This is a genomic window from Chryseolinea soli, assembly GCF_003589925.1.
Classification (GTDB): domain Bacteria; phylum Bacteroidota; class Bacteroidia; order Cytophagales; family Cyclobacteriaceae; genus Chryseolinea; species Chryseolinea soli.
In genome coordinates, this window is sequence record NZ_CP032382.1 from 4,837,126 (window position 1) to 4,851,921 (window position 14,796).

Here is a 14,796-nt window from a genome sequence, read left to right on the forward strand (position 1 = left end):
ACGCACCTGGCATTGTAGGGGCTTTTGGCAATCGTGTAAGAATGGGGGAGGTTACGATCGATATGGACTTCGCGTCAGAAATTTGCTGTTCGCAAGGGACTAATCTTACGCACCCCTTTCGAAAAAAAGAGCTTTGCAGACTGCAAGTGAATGTCATTCCTTAGATTGTCTGAAGGCTGATATTCAATGTCTTAGCAAGTAAAGAGCAAGATCGTGAGGGGGCACCGCGTCGGTTATTCTTACAACACAGCGGAAACCGGGAACTTCATAAAAGAATGCATTTTTAGCAGCGAATTCATCGATAATTGCAGGAAGGCAACATCAATGCAGGTGCACCTCAGACACGGCATCTTCCACTTCCACCAGTCCTTTCGCTTGTATCTGAAGGAGTTTTACTTTCCTCAACTCATTTACCAACACGGGATCATACTTGGCGACGACGCGGATATAGTTCTCCGTGAAGCCGTGCATCATGCCCTCTTCCACATCGTTCTCGAAAAGCACGGTGGCTTCGCGCTCCAGGTTTTCTTCATAGAATTTCCGGCGCTTTTTATCCGAAAGAATGTGCAACATCTTCGAGCGCTCTGCACGCACGTGGGCCGGCACTTTTCCAGACATGGAAGCTGCGGGTGTGTTTTCTCTTTCGGAGTACGTGAATACGTGGAGGTACGATATGTTCAGTTCGTTCAGGAATTGATAGGTCTCCAGAAAATCTTCGTCGGTCTCGCCGGGAAATCCAACGATCACGTCAACGCCGATGCAGCAGTGAGGCATGCGCGACTTGATGGTGTTCACGCGGTCGTGGTAAAGCTCGCGCAGGTAGCGGCGCTTCATCAACTTCAATACTTTATTGGAACCGGATTGCAACGGAATATGGAAGTGCGGAACAAATCGCTGCGACTGCGACACAAAAGCGATGATCTCGTCGGTGAGCAAATTCGGTTCAATGGAAGAGATCCGGAAGCGGTCGATGCCTTCTACCTGGTCCAGTGCTTTGATGAGATCAACAAATCGTTCCACACGTTTTCCTTCCTGGAGTCCGAAGTCGCCCGTGTTCACCCCGGTGAGTACGATCTCCCGCACTTCGGTGGTGGCGATCTCTTCGGCGGTTTTCACGATGTTAGCGATGCTGTCGCTGCGGCTGTTGCCGCGGGCCAGGGGGATGGTGCAAAAGGTGCACGAGTAGTCGCATCCGTCCTGTACTTTTAAGAAAGTGCGGGTACGGTCGTGGAGTGAGTAGGAGGTGTTGAACCGGTTGGCTTTTTCAATATCGGAAGCAAACACCTGGGCTTGTGGTTGACGGACAAAGCCGTCCAGCAATTCCACCAGCCTGAATTTTTCGGCGGCTCCCAGCACAGCATCCACGCCGGGTATTTCGGCAATTTCTTTGGGCTTCAATTGGGCATAGCACCCGATAATGGCCACATAGGCATCGGGCGATATGCTGCGGGCCTCGCGCACGATCTTATGGCATTTTTTGTCGGCGTTCTCTGTGACGGAGCAGGTGTTGATGATGAAAATGTCGGGCGTGTCGGTGAAATCGACCTTTTTATGGCCTTTTTCCTCAAATAAACGCGAGATCGTGGAGGTCTCCGAGTAGTTGAGTTTGCATCCCAGCGTGTAAAAAGCCACTTTTTTCATCGTGGGCGCAAATTTAACAAATCCATCCGTTTTGTGACGCATGCTCTGGCCTTAGGCCTCATCCTAAACCAACGAAAGTCAGCTTTTCACGAAGACGCAGCACAAAGCCGGCGGTGATAATTGATTTGTCCGAGGTGATAGCCCAAGTGCGCCGACAGGTGAATAAGGAAAAAGGACGTGGTCATGGCGTAGTCGAAAACGGGTGCGGGATAGTCTTTTTCAAGCAGGTTCGGATCCAGCCTTTCTAAGGTCGTGGCAACGGCCTGGCGGGTGCGTTGGATCTCGGCGAGCAGATCGTGGCGTGAGACATTTTTGGCGGAGAATTCAAGATCGCGGTTGCGTTTATAGTCCGTGCCGCCCAGCACGGCACCGATATAGTGTTGCAGGTTGCCACAAAGGTGGAGGCAAAGATTGCCACCGGGGTTTTTGATGGCGCCATCGATGTTCCAGATGGATTCTTCCGTGGGATATTGGCTTATCTCGGCTTCCATTTTGGCGATGTCGCGGTCGAAGATTTTGTGGAGGGATTGGAGAAAGGGAATCATAGGGGAGGTGATTAAATTCATTTTTAAACTGCAGAGACGCAAAGTTGACGCAGAGAGCTTAGCGTTTTTTCTTTGCGCCTTTGCGGTTTAAGTTATACGGAGAGCAAATAGGCTTCCAGTTGCTTTATCTTATTCTCAAGCACAGCGTCCACTTTCGCAAAGTCTTCCTTCGATTTCAGAGGAGCATGAACGCTGACATAGAATTTTATCTTCGGCTCCGTTCCCGAAGGCCGTACCGAAAGCTTGCTGCCATCTTGCAAATAGAATTGTAGTACATCCGATGCAGGGAAATCGAGTGTTGACGTTTGACCGCTGAGAAGATTTTTTTCTTTCAGCGTTTTGTAGTCCAGCAGGCGTTCCACTTTGCTGCCCGCAATTTCTGCAGGAGGGTTGCCCCTGAATTTTTCCATCATGGCCTTGATCTCCTGTTCGCCTTGCTGGCCTTTCTTTGTCACGTTCACGAGCGCTTCCTTGTAGTAGCCAAAGCTCACGTACATATCGATCAGCCAGTCATACACCGACTTGCCTTCGTCCGTTGCACTCGCCGCCATCGCAGCAAAAAAGGCGCAGGCCGATACGGCGTCTTTGTCGCGCACGAAGTCGCCCACCATGTAGCCATAGCTTTCTTCGCCGGCCGCAATAAAGCGTTGTTTTCCTTCCAGCTTGCCCATGAGCTCGGCGATGTATTTGAAACCGGTCAGTGTGTTGTAGCACGCGATGCCCAAGTCCTTCGCCATGGTGTCCACCAGTTCGCTGGTCACGATGGTCTTGGCGATGTAGGCGTTCTTTTTGTCTTTTTGATTTTTGAGGATGAAATACATCATGAGGCAGAACGCCTGGTTGCCGTTCAGCAAGATGAATTCGCCGTCGGTTTTGCGCACGCCGATGCCCACGCGGTCAGTGTCGGGGTCGGTGGCCATCACCATGGTGGCGTTGGCTGCCTTTCCTTTCTTGATGACCATTTCCATGGCTGATTTTTCTTCGGGGTTGGGCGAGGGCACCGTGGGGAAATTGCCGTCGGGCACTTTCTGCTCATCCACCAATTGAATGTTGGTGAAACCGATCTGGCGCAAACATTCCGGCACCATGGTGATGCCCGCACCGTGGAGGCTGGTGTACACCAACGGGATGTCGCGATGACGCGCAATGACCTCCGGGTTCGGGATAAGTTTTTTCACCTCTTCATAATAGGCCTTCTCCACTTCCGGTCCGATGGTATGGATGCGCGCGGCATCGGCTACAAAGCGCACTTGCCCGAAGGAGGTGATGGCATTGACTTCCTGGATGATGTTCTTGTCGTGGGGCGGCACAACCTGCGCGCCACCGGTCCAATAGGCTTTATAGCCGTTATATTCCTTCGGATTGTGTGAAGCCGTGATCACAATGCCCGACTGGCAATTCAAATACCGGATGGCAAACGACAGCAGCGGGGTAGGGCGCAATTCGGCAAACAAGTATACATCCACCCCGTTGGCGGAGAGTACGGCGGCGGCGGTTTCGGCAAAGAAACGGCTGTTGTTCCGGCTGTCGTGGGCGATGGCCACGGTGATCTTCTTGCCGGTGAAATTCTTGTTCAGGTAGTTGGCCAGGCCCTGGGTGGCGACACCTACCGTGTATTTGTTCATGCAGTTGGAACCTGCACCCATGATGCCACGCAGGCCGCCGGTACCAAATTCCAGGTCCTTATAAAAATTATCGATCAGCTCTTTCGGATCGGGCTTGGCGAGGAGGGCTTTCACTTCGGCCTTGGTGGCGTCGTCGATGGCGGGACTGTCCAGCCAGGTTTGTGCTTTCGCGCGCACGCGTTCAAGAAGGTCGTTCATGGTTGTGTTTTTGCTAAAGGGTAATACGCCCAAAAGTAGGTAAATTCTTAAACCCGCCCAGCGCTTTTAGGTTTAAGAATTCTACCACCACACCGAGATTTCTAGAGATTGCCGCGCAACGCCTGCTCGCGTTCGATGGCTTCAAAGAGGGCCTTGAAATTTCCCTTGCCAAACGATTTGGCCCCGTTGCGCTCAATGATCTCGAAGAACACCGTGGGCCGGTCTTGCAAAGGCTTGGTAAAGATCTGCAGCAGGTAGCCCTCCTCGTCGCGGTCGATGAGGATGTTGAGCTTTTTCAATTCGTCCAGGTCCTCCTGTATGGTGCCCACCCGCGCCATCACATCAGTATAATATTGCTCGGGCACATACAAAAATTCCACGCCCCGGCGTCGCAGTTCGCCGACGGTGTAGATGATGTCGTCGGTGGCGATGGCGATGTGTTGCACGCCCGCGCTGTTGTAGAAGTCGAGGTATTCTTCGATCTGCGATTTCTTCTTGCCTTGGGCGGGTTCGTTGATGGGAAATTTCACATAGCCGTTGCCGTTGGAGACCACCTTCGACATGAGGGCGCTGTATTCGGTGGAAATGTCTTCGTCATCGAATGTGATGAGCAGCTTGAAGCCCATCACGTCCTCATAGAATTTTACCCACTTGTTCATTTCGCCCAGCCCGACGTTGCCCACACAGTGGTCGATGTAGAGCAAGCCGATGGGCTCGGTCTGCACGAGATTTTTACGGGGCTTGTAACCCGGCAGGAACGGGCCTTTGTAATTTTTCCGTTCCACAAAAGTGTGCACGGTCTCCCCATAGGTTTTGATGGAGGAGATCACCACTTCACCAAACTCGTCTTTCAGCACCGTGGGTTCCCGGTCGGGTTGGGCGCCGCGTTGCGTGGTTTCATAAAACGATTTGCGCGCGTCGTCTACCCAGAGGGCCAGCACTTTCACGCCGTCGCCATGCGTGCGCACGTGATCGGAAATGTAGGAATCTTTTACCAGCGACGTGGTGAGCACGAGCCGGATCTTGTTTTGCTGCAGCACATAGGAGGCGCGGTCGCGGACGCCCGTCTCGGGGCCAGCATAGGCAACCAGTTGAAAGCCCATGCAGTGTTGGTAGAATAAGGTGGCTTGCTTGGCGTTGCCCACATACAGTTCGATATGGTCGGTGCCCAGCAGGGGAAGAAAGTCTTCGTTCATGGTTGTCTTTTTTAACGCCTGATTTTTTTCTTGGCCAATGCTTTCGCTCGCGCGGAATCTTCATCGACGGCCAATTTTTATCCTAAAGTTAGCGCATCGGGTGCAATCGTTTGGGATATGCGAAGGACATTCTGTGGTCCGTAGTTTTGAGAACGATTATTCGGCGACCGCCGCCGAAAAGGGCCAGGTGACCAAATTTTATGTGTGACCGTTGGAGCTGTCCCACAAGCTTTGTCAAAGATAGGACCGTTACTTCACTGGCAATCGCTTGGATGGGCGAGCGGCGAGGGACAACCCTTTTTCGGTTAACGCCGCAAAGCGCCGGGACCGCCGCGTTCGGTGCGGTGCAATATAACGTGAGCAGTCTGGTTAAAATCCATTTTTCTAATTCGCCGAATTCTGTAATCTTTGCCAAAAATAACCCTGGTATGAACACCACCGCACTCGATAAGGCCCTTCAGGAAATTGTAAAGAAAAGAGAAGAGCTGGCAAAGATCGACTACAACAATCCCAAATACGACGATCTGGAAGAACAGCTCCACGACCTGGAAGATGCCTTCCAGGACGAATACGGCGACTTCCTGGAAGACGCCCTCCAAACCGTGCACGATGAATATTGCCCCGACAACGATGTGCTGATGCCCATCGCCTACCTCGGCCAGGGTGTGCCTGTGGAGGTGGACAAGCTTCCCGGAAAAGACACGCGCCTCGTGCTGTCACCCGCACCCACGCGCATCATCCTGGCGCTTGGAAAAGACAAGCAACAAGTGGTTTGGACGGTCGATAAGAAATAGACTTGAAATGATCCGGCAGAACCGGTAAAGAAAATAGGAGAGGTTCCCGGCTTTTAGCGGGAACCTAATTTTTTGCGTACGCGATCCAGCACCTCAAAGGCGATCTTACGGGCCTTTGCCTCACCTTCCGACAGCTTGGCTTCCAGGGCATCGATGTTGCTCATATAGTAGTTGAATGCCTCACGTTCTTTCTTGAATTTCTCCACGATCAGCTCAAACAGCGCCTGCTTGGCGTGGCCATAACCAAAGTTGCCGGCCAGGTATTTTTGGCGCAGGTCTTCGGTTTGCTCGGGTGTGCCCAGCAATTTGTAGATGGCAAACACATTGTCGCCGTCGGGATTCTTGGGCGCTTCCATGGGCGTGCTGTCGGTCTTGATGGTCTTGATCACTTTGAGCAACTCTTTGTCGGGCAGAAAAATGTCGATGATGTTGCCATACGACTTGCTCATCTTCTGGCCATCCGTGCCGGGAATGGTCATCACGCTTTCCTCGATCTTGGCTTCGGGAAGCACAAAGGTTTCGCCAAAGGTGTTGTTGAAGTTGGAGGCCACGTCGCGCGCGATTTCCAGGTGCTGGCGTTGGTCCTTGCCCACGGGCACAAAGTTGGCATCATACAAAATAATGTCCGCCGCCATCAGCACAGGGTAGGTGAAGATCCCGGCGTTTACGTCCGAGAGTTTTTCGGCCTTGTCTTTAAACGATGTGGCATTGGCCAGCATCGGATAGGGCGTGAGACAGCTCAGGTACCACGTCAGTTCACACACTTCGGGAATGCGCGACTGGCGATACAGATAGTTCTTCTCCGTATCAAAACCAAAGGCCAGCCAAGCGGCCGCCACGGCGCGCACATTGGCCACGCGGGTTTCGGTGTCTTTGACGGTGGTGAGTGAATGCAGGTCCGCAATAAAGAAAAAGGAGTCGTTGCCGGGCTTTCGTGAAAGTTCAATGGCGGGAATGATGGCCCCCAATAAATTGCCTAAATGAGGACGTCCGCTGCTTTGAATACCCGTTAAAATTCTGGCCATAGTTTTGCAAAGAAAATAAAATAAAGCTGAACTGAATTAGTTTTAACTTTGCCCTTCTAAAAAATCGAAAACATGCGGGTATCCTTCGCCATTTTTTTCATGTTCCTCGCCGTCGCGGCTTCCGGTCAAATGGTCAAATTGGTCCAATTCCGCGAGGAAATCTTCGACTTTGGTGCTGTAAAAGAGGAGGGTGGTGAGGTCTCGCACGAGTTTTTGTTCACCAACGCCGCCGGCCGGCCCATCAAGATCCTGTCGGTGCAGGCTTCGTGTGGATGCACCACGCCGGCGTGGTCCAAAGAACCCGTTGCCCCCGGCAAAACCGGCTTCATCCAGGCCAGCTTCAACCCGAAGGGACGTCCCGGCTATTTCAATAAATCGCTCACCGTCACTACCGACGCCGATTCCAACCCCATCATCCTCCAGATCAAAGGACAGGTGGCCACCGAAGTGGGAGCACCCAACTCTGAGTTCCAGGCCGCCAACGGAAGCTGGAAACTGAAGTCGGGCTCGTTCAACATGGGTAAGGTATTCGTGAAGGACGAGTTCACTGTGCGCGACTTCCCGTTCATAAACGGAGGCACGAAAGACATCACTTACTCCGGCAAATATGTGGGACCAGCCTATATCAAGGTGGATGTTCAACCCAAAACCGTTGCTCCCGGTGGCAAAGGCAACGTAAAGATCAGCTATAACGGCAAAATGAAAGGCCAATACGGTTTTCAGTCCGACAACGTCGAGATATTCACCGACGACGAACAGAACATCACCAAATCGTTCTCCATCTACGCCACGCTCGAAGATGAGTTTGGCGAACTCAAACCCGAAGACCTGGCCAAAGCGCCTCAACTCCGACTGCAAACCACCAACCTCGACTTTGGTCGCGTGCAACCCAACGCCGCCACCGAGCGCGAAGTGCAGTTGTTCAATGCAGGCAAAAAGGAGCTGGCCATCAAGTCCGTGCAGGGCAACTGCACGTGCATCACCGCGTCGGCAAAAAAGACCACCCTCAAGCCCGGCGAGAGCAGCACGATACGCATATCGTTCAACCCCCTCGACCGCAAGGGCACGCAACAAAAGTCTGTGACCATCTATTCCAATGATCCACAGAATCCTGTACAGCGCATCCTTTTCTCGGCCTACGTCGAGGATTGATTGCTGGTCCTTAGTAGCCAGTAGTCAGTAGTCAATACTGACTACTAATAAAAAGCAGGAATGCCCGTGATCTGATTGCCCAAAATGAGCAGGTGAATATCATGCGTGCCTTCATAGGTCACCACCGATTCCAGGTTCATCATGTGGCGCATCATCGGGTACTCGCCCGTAATGCCCATACCACCGTGTATCTGACGCGCTTCGCGGGCGATTTCCAACGCGGTGTGCACGCTGTTGCGTTTGGCCATCGAGATCTGTGGTGTCGTAGCTTTGCCTTCGTTCATGAGCACACCCAACCGCCAGTTCAGCAACTGGGCCTTGGTGATCTCGGTCAACATCTCCGCTAACTTTTTCTGTACCAACTGGAAGGAAGCGATGGGCTTGCCAAACTGTATCCGTTCGGCGGCATAGCGCCGCGCCGATTCATAACAATCCATGGCTGCGCCAATCGCGCCCCACGCAATGCCAAAGCGCGCAGAGTCGAGGCACATCATCGGGGCGCCCAACCCATTCTTGCCGGGCAATAAGTTTTCTTTGGGCACCTTCACGTTGTCGAACACCAGCTCACCCGTTGTGCTGGCCCGCAGCGACCATTTGCCGTGGGTTTCGGGGGTTGTAAAGCCCGGCATGCCACGCTCCACAACAAGACCGTGTATTCTTCCTTCTTCATTCTTTGCCCACACCACGGCCACGTCGGCGCGCGGTGAGTTGGAGATCCACATCTTGGCGCCGTTCAGCAGGTAATGGTCACCCATGTCTTTAAAATTGGTCACCATGCCCGACGGGTTCGAGCCGTGATCGGGCTCGGTCAACCCAAAGCAGCCCAGCCACTCACCCGAAGCCAGCTTCGGCAGATATTTTTTGCGTTGCGCTTCCGATCCGAATTTGTAAATGGGATACATCACCAGCGACCCCTGAACAGAAGCGGTCGACCGCATGCCCGAATCGCCGCGCTCAATCTCCTGCATAATGATGCCATACGAAATATAGTCAAGACCACCTCCGCCATATTCGTGGGGTATGGTTGGGCCAAAGGCGCCGATCTCACCAAATTTGCGGACGATCTCGTAAGGAAAATGGGCACGCTGCGCCCAATCCTCGATGTAGGGGGAGATCTCCCGCTTCACAAAATCGCGGATGGAACTGCGGATCAGTTTGTGCTCTTCAGTCAATAGATCGTCAACCGCGTAAAAATCAGGGTGTTCATACAGATCCTGCTTCAACGACTTCTTGGTTTGGGATGCTTCAAGGGCGCTAATGGACATATACAGTGGCGTTTAGTGAAAGAATGAGTGCGCGGACACAAACGTTGATACGGCATAAACGATCGCGATGTTTGGCGGCCCCCTCGTCGCTTCGGTCGGGCCTGCCGGTACCGAAGCGGTGACCAGCCCTTTGTTGAGCGTACCCAAGGAGTACGTTCGGGTCGGGCTATCCGTTCCAAGTCCGTCCGGCGCCTAGGCCAACGCACTTCGGGCTTTCCACTACTATCCCTGGCCGGGACGCCTTAGGGTGAGATCGTTATCCCACAAAATGGTTTAAAGCCGCGAAGGGGTTCGCTCCGTATTACTTTGTGTTTTAACTTTCGGACAAATTTACACAAGTAATTTACATTCTTATCCTCTTGACCAATGGCCGATAACGCGGTGGACCCTACGCTCCTGGAACAATTGAAGAAACTACAGGCCAAATACAACGTCATGGGCCAGGACCTTTCGTCCTACCTCGACGGCCTCCTCTATTCCGACTACCTCACGTATTGGGACTATATTCACCTCGACACCCTCCTAAGCCTGCAATCCCCCAAAACCCACTTCCCCGACGAAAAAGTATTCATCGTCTACCACCAGATCACCGAACTCTATTTCAACCTGGTGCTGTGGGAACTGGAACAGATGGCCAATCATGAGCACCCCGACGAAGCCTTTTTTGTGGCCCGCCTCGGGCGCGTCAACCGCTATTTCCACCAGCTCAAAGATTCGTTTTCCATCATGGTGGAGGGCATGGAAAAAGACCAATTCCTGAAATTCCGCATGTCGTTGCTGCCCGCCAGCGGGTTTCAATCGGCCCAATACCGGCTCATCGAAATTTGCAGCACCGACATGATCAACCTCGTCAACATCGCCGAGCGCGAGGCCGTGAACGAATACAGCGACATCGACGTGCAGTTGGAAAAACTCTATTGGCGCAGCGGAGCCACGGAGCTGGCCACGGGCAAAAAAACGCTCACCCTCCAGCAGTTCGAAGAAAAATACATGGCCTGGTTCAAGGCCACCGGCATGCGCTACCGCGACAAGAACATCCGCAAACGCTACCTCAAATACTTCCCCCAAAGCGCGCCCGTCATCGCCGCCCTGCGCGAGTTCGACATGCTGGCCAATGTGCTCTGGCCCCTGGCCCACCTCAAGGCTGCCGGCCACTATCTCAACAAAAACGCCGAAGACATCAAGGCCACCGGGGGCACCAATTGGCAGAAATTCCTCCCCCCGCGTTTCCAAAAAATCATGTTTTTCCCCGAATTATGGTCGCCCACCGAAAAAGAAGAATGGGGAAAAGCCGCTTTCATGGCCAACCCCATGGAGCTCATCCATAAACACTGAAATTATTACTACCTTTGTCAGGGACTAACGTGCTGGCATTGAGAATTTTTACCTCCATAATCCTCCTCTTTGCGAGCGCGAGCTGCCTTTGCGCCCAAGGTGTCACGCGTCAGACCTATCACGACAAGGAGCGCCACCATCTCAAGGAAGTCTACCAGGTAAAAGATACCGTCCGCAACGTCCTCCACGGCCTGTACATTTCCTATTACCTCAACGGCAAGATCGAGTCTAAGGGACAGTTCGCTAACAACGAAACGTCTGGTGTCTGGGAGTTCTATTATGAGACCGGCAACCTGCGCATGCGCGGCATCCTCTTCAAAGGCGCCAACTACGGCTTGTGGGAATACTTCTTCGAAAGCGGCCACAAAAGCATGGAAGGCATCATCTATGGCAAAAACCGCGAAGGCGAATGGCGCACCTATTACGAGACCGGCCAGGCGAAAGACGTGGGCGAATACAAGGACGGCAAACACACGGGCCACTGGAAAACTTTTTTTGAAGACGGCTCCCTCAAAGGCGAGATCGACTACACCGAAGATTTTGGCCGCTACACCGAATACTACCACTCCGGCAAGATCTATGGCGAAGGCCCGCGCACGGGCACGAAAAACGTAGGACTCTGGCGCTACTACGCCGAAGACGGCACCTTGCAAAACGAGGGCGAATTCGAAAACGGCAAAAAAAGCGGAACCTGGACCAGTTATTATCCCTCCGGAAAAATAATGTCGCGTGGCGCCTTCCGCGCCGACGAACCCGACGGTGCCTGGGAATACCTGTATGAAGACGGCGCGGTGCGCTCGCAGGGTGAATTCGAGAACGGGAAAAAAGAAGGCTATTGGAAATCGCTCAACTCCACGGGCAAACTCAAAAGTGAAGTCACCTACAACGCCGGCACCGGCGAATACCGGGAATATTACCCCAGCGGCAAATTGAAAGTGAAGGGCAACATCGTCGAAGAAAAACGCCAGGGCAAATGGGAGTTCTTCTACGAAGACGGCAAGAAGGAGGGCCTCTGCGAATACGACAAAGGCAAAGGCACCTACTACGGCTATTACGCCAACGGCAACCTCCAAACCAAAGGCACCCTGGAAGAAGACCTGAAAACCGGAACCTGGGAGATCTACGAGAACGACGGCAAACTCTCGGGCTACTACCGCCCGTTCTACGACGACCGCAACCTCAGCAAAGAGATCACCACCCTGGCGAATAAGGGCACCCACACCAAGCGGGAAGCCTATGCGCCCCGTCGGTTCACCTATTTCGATTCACGTTTCAACGAGTTCCAAGGCGTCATCTTCGGCACCAACCCCGTGTGGTTGGCCACGGGACGGCTACCGCTCGGCATCGAATTTTATATCCAGGAACGCATCGGCCACGAGTTCGAGTTCATCGGCATTCGCAGTCCGTTCTTTGTGATGGACCAGAACATCACCCCGGGCAAGCGGTTCGAGCGGGGGTATAGCATTGCCATCAAACAGAAATTTTATAACGCGCTAAAGGCGGGCATGTGGTACTTCGGGCAGGAGATCCGGTTCACCAACCTGGGCCACTTTGTAAACCAAAAACAAGTGAACAGTCAAAACCCCGACGACATCTTCACCTTCAACGCCGTGGAGCAACGGATCGAGTGGGGGGCACTGCTGGGCTACCGGCTCATGAAGCGGAACAACGCCAAGGGATTTACCATCGATGCCTTCATCTCCGGCGACATCGGCTACCGGAGCTTTGATGTCGATCCTAATTTTGCGTCCTATTTCGAGGACCTGAAGCAATCGAAATTTTCACGTACGGTGCATGTGGGGTTGAATTTGGGGAATGTGTTTTCGTTTCGTTGAGGAGGAAATCATTTGAACCGCAGAGGAACCTCACCACTTCGGCCGTATCCCCGGAGCAAATGGAAACTCTAAACTCTCATAATATTTCAAAGTACCCTCCGGCTTCTCCAGTCCCACAGGCAACGGCATCTTCGAAAAACTTTGAAAATACAACACGCAAGCATTGCGCCACCACACGGCCTCCTGGTGCTGAATGGCCAGCAAGTTTTTTACATGCTGAAATTGCTCCTCATCAACCTGATGCTCCACGGCATTCCACTGCCGTTGCATCCACGCAGCAGAATCCGCGCCGTTATAATAGGCGTGACATAACGCATCCCACAATGACTCACCCGATCGCATTTTATAACTCCAGGGCAAATGATGAAACCACAAAAGGTATTTGTCCGGGCAATGGGCCAGCGGGCTGTACAGATCCTGTACCTCTTTTGCGTATTGTGAAAGCGCATCGCTGCCCGACGCGGTTCGGTCAAATCCAACGCCAAGGCTATCGGCCTGGTGGTAGTAAACGGAAGTCCAGTCGGCACGGGGTTTGTCTTTGATCCAGGGGCCCGGGCCATAGTGATGGCTATAGCCCATGATGTGATGCAGCCCCAGCGGCGTCATATACTGCACGACGATCTCACGCGAGGCCAGCATCATCGTTTTTATGGGCGCGATCACAGCCGGTTGATTTGAAAACGTCATCCGGATCCATTCGTCCGCCAGGGCTTCCGACGACAATTCATGATCCCAGGCCAGGCGTCCATAGACGTACCAATTGGCCTGTGCAAACGGATGGCCACACCAGTTGCGATCATTGCCGATGTTGGCCACGCCTGCAATAGCGGTGAGGTTGTGATGATCCAGAGAACCATCCACCACTTTTGAAACCAGCGAGCCCTTTCCTTTGGCATAGGTGTCGGCATCGAGGCATTCTTTGAACAGTGGTGCCATGTACACCAGGTGCGTGGCGAAGCCGAGGTATTCTTGTGTTAATTGAAACTCCACCATCAGCGGCGTGTTGGGCATGGCGCCAAAGAGCGGATGAAAAGGTTCGCGCGGTTGGAAGTCGATGGGACCATTCTTCACCTGGACCAGAGCATTGCTTTTGAATTTTCCATCGAGTGGTTTGAATTCCGTGTAGGCTTGCTTTGCGCGATCTTCAGCCACTTCATTGCTGTAGACAAAGGCGCGCCACATCACAATGCCCTCGTGTGGCGCGAGGATGTCGGCAAAGAGATTGGCACCGTCGGCGTGGGTGCGGTTGTAGTTCTGGGGACCGGGTTGGCCTTCCGAGTTCGCTTTGATACAGAAGCCGCCAAAGTCGGGGATGTAAGTGTAGATCTCGTCGATCTTTTTCTTCCACCAGTTTTTAACATCAGGGTCTAACGGGTCGGCTGTGCGCAATCCGCCGATCTCCACCGGGGCGCTGAAACGGGCGGTGAGATAGACCTTGATGCCATAGGGGCGGAACAAATTGGCCAACACAGCCACTTTCTTTAAATAGGGTTCCGTCAATATTTGAGCATTGGCATTGACGTTGGTGAGCACCGTTCCATTGATGCCGACAGAGGCATTGGCGCGGGCATAATCGCTGTAGCGCGGATCGATATAATCCGGAAGCTTGTGCCAATCCCAGAGCGAAAAACCCGCGTAGCCGCGTTCGACCGTGCGATCGAGATTATCCCAATGATTTAAAATACGCCGTTTGATCTTTGGTGCACTGACCACGGAAAGGGATTGAAGACTTTGTTGTGTCTGCAACAGGCGTATAAAGTGGAATGTGCCATAAAGAACACCTACATCCGTATTGGCCGCGATCACGATACCCGGCTTTCCTTTCACCGATGTGTTCGTGATCAGGAACCCTTCGTCGCCCAGTGTCTCCAGCGTTGTCTCCAGATGTAAAGCGGCAATGAGTGGTGAATGCTTTGGCGTTCCCAGAAGAAGGGTCCCTGGGCCTGGAGTTTTCCCGGCGATCAATTTTGTTCCCAACAATCCGGCCACGGCTTGTTCCAGTTCTTTTTGCGCTAAGGTCAGCGTGGGGGAATCTTTTTCAATCACCAAGGTCTGCAACGTGGCTTTGTATTTTTTTGCTACGGAAGCATCTTCGATCAATCGATAGGATAACCACAACCGATAGCCATCATCGGCCACCACGGGAGCGGCCGGGCCGGCGAATACGATCACCAAAAAACAAAGG

Annotated in this window: 11 protein-coding genes; 4 read left to right on the forward strand and 7 right to left on the reverse strand. The window is 53.0% G+C overall.

The features are described 5' to 3' along the window. Positions 1–321 precede the first annotated feature (321 nt). From mtaB to hppD, 4 genes are all read right to left on the reverse strand, one after another. The gene (gene mtaB / locus D4L85_RS20550) at positions 322–1,641 is read right to left on the reverse strand and encodes a tRNA (N(6)-L-threonylcarbamoyladenosine(37)-C(2))-methylthiotransferase MtaB (protein ID WP_119758876.1); all 1,320 of its coding nucleotides are present in this window, start codon (positions 1,639–1,641) and stop codon (positions 322–324) included. Positions 1,642–1,727: 86 nt separating this feature from the next. Next, complete coding sequence (locus D4L85_RS20555; protein ID WP_119756070.1) at positions 1,728–2,186, reverse strand: DinB family protein; 459 nt, start codon at positions 2,184–2,186, stop codon at positions 1,728–1,730. Between the two features lie 92 nt (positions 2,187–2,278). Further along, positions 2,279–4,009: a phospho-sugar mutase gene (locus D4L85_RS20560; protein WP_119756071.1), complete on the reverse strand. Its 1,731-nt coding sequence runs from the start codon at positions 4,007–4,009 to the stop codon at positions 2,279–2,281. 101 nt (positions 4,010–4,110) lie between these two features. Further along, positions 4,111–5,205: a 4-hydroxyphenylpyruvate dioxygenase gene (hppD, locus tag D4L85_RS20565; RefSeq protein WP_119756072.1), complete on the reverse strand. Its 1,095-nt coding sequence runs from the start codon at positions 5,203–5,205 to the stop codon at positions 4,111–4,113. Positions 5,206–5,633: 428 nt separating this feature from the next. On the opposite strand from hppD, the gene D4L85_RS20570 reads away from it, so the two are divergent. Next, positions 5,634–5,999, forward strand: coding sequence for a hypothetical protein (locus D4L85_RS20570; protein ID WP_119758877.1), 366 nt, complete (start codon positions 5,634–5,636; stop codon positions 5,997–5,999). Positions 6,000–6,052: 53 nt separating this feature from the next. Here D4L85_RS20570 and trpS read toward each other — a convergent pair whose 3' ends face one another. Continuing rightward, entirely contained in the window at positions 6,053–7,024 is a 972-nt protein-coding gene (trpS, locus tag D4L85_RS20575) for a tryptophan--tRNA ligase (protein WP_119756073.1), read from the reverse strand. A 72-nt stretch (positions 7,025–7,096) separates the two neighbouring features. On the opposite strand from trpS, the gene D4L85_RS20580 reads away from it, so the two are divergent. Then, positions 7,097–8,176 carry a DUF1573 domain-containing protein gene (locus D4L85_RS20580; protein ID WP_119756074.1) on the forward strand — a complete coding sequence of 360 codons (1,080 nt, stop codon included), beginning with the start codon at positions 7,097–7,099 and terminating at the stop codon, positions 8,174–8,176. 44 nt (positions 8,177–8,220) lie between these two features. Here D4L85_RS20580 and D4L85_RS20585 read toward each other — a convergent pair whose 3' ends face one another. Continuing rightward, positions 8,221–9,441, reverse strand: a complete 1,221-nt coding sequence (locus D4L85_RS20585) for an acyl-CoA dehydrogenase family protein (protein WP_119756075.1) — start codon at positions 9,439–9,441, stop codon at positions 8,221–8,223. 366 nt (positions 9,442–9,807) lie between these two features. Between D4L85_RS20585 and D4L85_RS20590 the strand changes: the two genes are divergently transcribed. Continuing rightward, positions 9,808–10,776: a tryptophan 2,3-dioxygenase family protein gene (locus tag D4L85_RS20590; protein ID WP_119756076.1), complete on the forward strand. Its 969-nt coding sequence runs from the start codon at positions 9,808–9,810 to the stop codon at positions 10,774–10,776. Between the two features lie 14 nt (positions 10,777–10,790). Beyond that, entirely contained in the window at positions 10,791–12,611 is a 1,821-nt protein-coding gene (locus D4L85_RS20595) for a toxin-antitoxin system YwqK family antitoxin (protein ID WP_119756077.1), read from the forward strand. A gap of 30 nt (positions 12,612–12,641) precedes the next feature. Here D4L85_RS20595 and D4L85_RS20600 read toward each other — a convergent pair whose 3' ends face one another. Further along, positions 12,642–14,783 carry an alpha-glucuronidase family glycosyl hydrolase gene (locus tag D4L85_RS20600; RefSeq protein ID WP_335621968.1) on the reverse strand — a complete coding sequence of 714 codons (2,142 nt, stop codon included), beginning with the start codon at positions 14,781–14,783 and terminating at the stop codon, positions 12,642–12,644. Positions 14,784–14,796: the final 13 nt, after the last annotated feature.

Bases quoted from the DNA above. Each gene is read 5' to 3' on its own strand.
- mtaB (WP_119758876.1), bottom strand. From the start codon at position 1,641: ATGAAAAAAGTGGCTTTTTACACGCTGGGATGCAAACTCAACTACTCG.
- D4L85_RS20555 (WP_119756070.1), bottom strand. From the start codon at position 2,186: ATGATTCCCTTTCTCCAATCCCTCCACAAAATCTTCGACCGCGACATC.
- D4L85_RS20560 (WP_119756071.1), bottom strand. From the start codon at position 4,009: ATGAACGACCTTCTTGAACGCGTGCGCGCGAAAGCACAAACCTGGCTG.
- hppD (WP_119756072.1), bottom strand. From the start codon at position 5,205: ATGAACGAAGACTTTCTTCCCCTGCTGGGCACCGACCATATCGAACTG.
- D4L85_RS20570 (WP_119758877.1), top strand. From the start codon at position 5,634: ATGAACACCACCGCACTCGATAAGGCCCTTCAGGAAATTGTAAAGAAA.
- trpS (WP_119756073.1), bottom strand. From the start codon at position 7,024: ATGGCCAGAATTTTAACGGGTATTCAAAGCAGCGGACGTCCTCATTTA.
- D4L85_RS20580 (WP_119756074.1), top strand. From the start codon at position 7,097: ATGCGGGTATCCTTCGCCATTTTTTTCATGTTCCTCGCCGTCGCGGCT.
- D4L85_RS20585 (WP_119756075.1), bottom strand. From the start codon at position 9,441: ATGTCCATTAGCGCCCTTGAAGCATCCCAAACCAAGAAGTCGTTGAAG.
- D4L85_RS20590 (WP_119756076.1), top strand. From the start codon at position 9,808: ATGGCCGATAACGCGGTGGACCCTACGCTCCTGGAACAATTGAAGAAA.